The organism is Bradyrhizobium aeschynomenes, assembly GCF_013178945.1.
GTDB lineage: Bacteria > Pseudomonadota > Alphaproteobacteria > Rhizobiales > Xanthobacteraceae > Bradyrhizobium > Bradyrhizobium aeschynomenes.
Genome location: NZ_JABFDM010000037.1, coordinates 1 through 386, shown reverse-complemented (window position 1 = coordinate 386; position 386 = coordinate 1). Strand labels below are relative to the sequence as shown.

Below are 386 nucleotides of genomic sequence, written 5' to 3'. Positions count from 1 at the left end.
CGGCAGTAGTGCTACCAGCAGCAGTAATAGTGGCATTTTCAGTATCTGCCTTTAAGTTAGCAGTATAAGTCTTACCATTGTAACTTGCTGAAATAGTACCAGTAAGGTTACCGGCAATAGCTGGAGTGTTGTTAGCAGTATTTGCAGCAACTGCAGAAACACTAGGAGTTACATCAACATCGTACTTAGCATTAGTGTTGGTATTGATTGCTGATGAACTTGCGTTAATAGTAGTAGCAGCGCTAACAGTAGATACAGCAGAAGCAGCAACTGGAGCAACAGCAAGTAAAGCAGCAGCAGCAGCGCTAACGATTCTTAAATTTTTCTTCATGTGGTCTTTTCCTCCTTGAAATATAAAAAAATGTAATAGGCCATAGGTTCAGCAT

At 40.7% G+C, this 386-nt stretch carries 1 pseudogene; it reads right to left on the bottom strand.

Annotated features, from left to right (window positions below):
- Window positions 1–331 (bottom strand): annotated as a pseudogene (locus tag HL666_RS33860) (S-layer protein); the annotation flags it as partial.
- Between the last annotated feature and the right edge of the window lie 55 nt (window positions 332–386).